Origin of the sequence: Gemmatimonas sp. (genome assembly GCF_041689975.1) — a bacterium.
Lineage (GTDB): Bacteria > Gemmatimonadota > Gemmatimonadetes > Gemmatimonadales > Gemmatimonadaceae > Gemmatimonas.
Genome location: NZ_JBDNFF010000438.1, coordinates 1 through 3421, shown reverse-complemented (window position 1 = coordinate 3421; position 3421 = coordinate 1). Strand labels below are relative to the sequence as shown.

Below are 3421 nucleotides of genomic sequence, written 5' to 3'. Positions count from 1 at the left end.
TCGCCCGGACTTGATCGCGCCCCGCACGAGCACCGTCTTCGCCACCATCGAGCGTTGGTCGTACGAGGCAAGGTCGCCCACATGCTCGCGGCCCTGCCAGCGCATCAAGTCGAGCATCGTGGCGCCGGCAGTCAGACCCGTCGTCACGAAAAGTCGGCGACACATGTGCGACGCAACACTCACCAGCGAACCGTCATCCTCACAATACTCGACACCATACCTGGCCTCGAATCGCCGAAATACACTGGTATGCCTCCCATTGCCGTCAAGCCACGAAACAAGGCCAGACGGCGATGGCACGTCGATGAGCGGGAACGTTGGCTTGCTATTGCGTAACTCATTGACGCGCAGGCAGAGCAGCGATGCAGACGCCCGCTGCCCGTGGTGAGCGCCGGACGGCTTTACCACCCATAGGGCTCCCCAATCCTGGCGCTCGGTCATGTACTGATCAAACGCCGCGACCGTCATGCGACGGATCGCCCACCTTGTGGTGGTGTCCGGGTCAAGCTGTCCTCTCTCTGCAAGGATTAGATTGGCGTTGTCCGCGCCGCACTCGAGCGCCGCGACGATCTCGGCTTGACGAAGCCATGCTGGCCGCGTGGCGCCTCGCCACACCCACTGAGGCTCCGAGGCTTCGAGGCGAACGGCAAGCGAGCGCGCCGGCGCGCAAAGCGTCTCCAAGCGCTCCACGGCCAATCGGGCGAGGATAGCCTGCTGGTCCGTGAGCGGAACACGCTCGAAACTCGGCCGGCCATCCCCGCCGGCTTTCTTCGAGTTTGCTTTGTGCCGGCGCAGATAAGTGATCGAGCGCCGAACGAGCGCACCAGTGATGTCTCGTGTCTCAAATTCCTCGTCGACGAGCGGGTGATCGGGCAGCGTCACCGCTTCGTTCCACCGAATGCCCGTCGCGATCAGCAGTGCCAGCACCGCGCTGTAGAACACGTCGATCCGGTCCTCCGCGCGGTGGAAGATATCGGCCAACGCGTGCAGTGCGCTGGCTGAGAGCACGTTGGCACTGCGGGCCTCCGGATCTTCCACCTTGTGGTTATTGCTGTCGCCCTGCCGTTTGGTCGCGGGCGTAAATGCGATGGGGCTGGCGATGCCACGCCGGCCAACCTCGCGCGCCAGATCGGCCATTGTGTCCGCGGTTTTGTTCACCGTGCGCGGTGACAGCCGCGCGGTGAGCATCGACTGCTCGGCTGCCTGCAGGTCCATCGGTCGCAGGTCGGTCCACGCGAAAGTTGCGCCGTCGGGGCCGAGGCGTTGGCAGATGCCGCACCAGAGCCACCGCGCGGCGAAAACGCGCTGTATCATCCTGCTGGGCGTACCGCCGCGCAGGACGATCCACGCCTTGATCACGTCGGCAAAAGCATTGGGCAAGGGCACCCTAAGGTCTCCATGCTCTGCAAAATTCAGGCGCGCGGCACGTGCGCCTGTCGTCTTCAACAGCGCCGTGGTATCCCATGATGCTGCGCCAAAGGTTTCGGTCGGCAGCAGCGCGCTGATTTTCGCGCGACCCTGCGCGATGTATTCGGCCTCGGCTGCGCGCTGCGTCGGCAGCACCGTCACGGTCATGTCACCTCCTTGGGTGCCGCGTCGCCGAGCATCGCCACCACTTCACGTGCCGCAGCCAACGCGTTGGCGATCTGCAGACCCACGCGGTCGTTCATCATCTGCATGGCGTGCTCGAGGGCGGCCACCACCTCTTCGTGCGGCCCATCGCGGAACGCCACGAAGCTCGCGCAGGTGTAGCAGGTCAGCGGTGGCGCGAGCTTGCACAGGCTCTGATGCCCACAGACGCCGATCCCGCCAACGGTGAGGAGTGGGAGATGCGAGGCGACACCGGGGATCACCTTGCCACCGCGCGCCTGCGCCTCGTGCTTCGTCGTGAATCGCCCTTGGAAGCGCTTCACCATGGGGTCGTAGATCGCGTCCACCTTGTCGCGGATGCGCTCCAAGAACAGGGGGCTGCGGTCGATGTAGACCTGAATGTTCTGGAGATCGGTGTGATCGGCCAGCATAGCCAAGTGCTCTTGAGACGCCCCTTCGTCGGCAGCGTTCGTCAGCATGGTGACCCGGAAGCGGCGTGGATTGAGACGGAGCGGCTTGCCGGTACGGGGCGACCGCAGACCGGCGATGCGCACCCACGCCGCCATCGTGTTGGTGATCGCCAATTCCGGTTGATCTGCCGAAAGCCAGTGAAGCAAGGGCGCGTCGTCATCGGCGCGCAGTGTCCAAAGGAGCTCGCCGAGCGGAGTGGAGATGGGCCATTCGCGCACCTCGTCAACGGGCTGGCGCTTCTTGATGCGCCGGACGCACACGCGATACAGATAGGGCGCGTTCGGATCCTCAGAGGTAGGAAAGCGGAGGAGATCGCGCCCCCGCAGCAACGTGTATTGCAGCGAGTTCCGCCCGAGCTCCAACGACAGCCACACGGTCGCGCGCTGCTCGGCGGTTCCCTGGAGCCGTCCGAGGGCGTTCACGATGGCATCCACCTCGGGAGGCGTGAAGTAGCCCTCGTCTGGGTCCCCGGCGCGCACGGCGTTCCCCTTGGCATTGCCTGGAGCCCTGAGAGTTTCCAGATGGAGCAACGTTGTGCTGCTGAAATCCTCGTGCAGCAGGACTTCAGCGCCGTAGCGATACAGATCCCGCAGACGTGCGAAGTCGTTTCCAGCATTCGCGGTGTTCGCCACGCCGTGGCTAAGCCATGACTCGCCGAACGGAAAATCGATGTGCGACCACTCAAGTCTCGGCTGGTCCCGCCACTGGCTGAGTCGGCGAAGAGTATCGAACTCGTTCTTCGTGGTCGACGCCGAATACTGGCTAGCCCGACTCGCCAGTAAGAGCTTCGAGAGATGCACCATGCGCGGGGCGAAGTTCTCGAGCATCGCCCAATGCAAGTTGAAGTACCCACCGCCGTCTTCGCGCTTCCGAAGGCGCCACACTGGTTCGCTCGGTGTGATCATCTGCCCATCGGCTGTGAACGCCGTCGTCGGCAGGGGCGGCAGGTCGCCCAGCATGTCGTCCGACGGATCAGACGGAACAAAGACCGGTTCCATTACCACTTGTCGCTCTCCGCATGGAGGTGAGTGTCAAACTGGCCTGCGCGCTGCTCCTGTTGCATGGCGAGGATGCGTGCTGCGCGTTCCGACTGACGTGCGCTGAGCAGCCGGTCGGCGTCTTCCTTGATGGCCACGCCGGCGTAGTACATAGGCATCGTCGACGTCAGGCTCCAGCCTCCCAGTTCGCGTAGTTGCTCGATCAACAGCGCCTTCATAGCCTCGAGGTTGCGGTCAGCGTCGTGCGTGCCGTCGTGCACGCCCATCAGCACCGCCCGAGCAAAGTCGGTGGCCCACGCATGTCGGAGCACATGCCACGAGATAGCGGTCCCCGTCACGCGGCCCAAATGGCGCATGACGCG

General features: G+C 64.2%; 2 protein-coding genes and 1 pseudogene. All 3 read right to left on the bottom strand.

Features of this window, described 5'->3' with window-relative positions; translation table 11 throughout:
• The coding region (locus ACESNG_RS24475) for a hypothetical protein (protein WP_373071373.1) at positions 1-1575 on the bottom strand (1575 nt) is incomplete at its 3' end.
• Positions 1572-3059: a hypothetical protein gene (locus ACESNG_RS24470; RefSeq protein ID WP_373071370.1), complete on the bottom strand. Its 1488-nt coding sequence runs from the start codon at positions 3057-3059 to the stop codon at positions 1572-1574. The genes ACESNG_RS24475 and ACESNG_RS24470, both read right to left, overlap by 4 nt.
• Positions 3059-3421: pseudogene (locus ACESNG_RS24465) on the bottom strand (hypothetical protein); the annotation flags it as partial. The gene ACESNG_RS24470 and the pseudogene ACESNG_RS24465, both read right to left, overlap by 1 nt.

What these genes read in the sequence shown, in the direction of transcription:
- ACESNG_RS24470 (WP_373071370.1), bottom strand. Translation starts at nt 3,059, where the DNA reads ATGGAACCGGTCTTTGTTCCGTCTGATCCGTCGGACGACATGCTGGGC.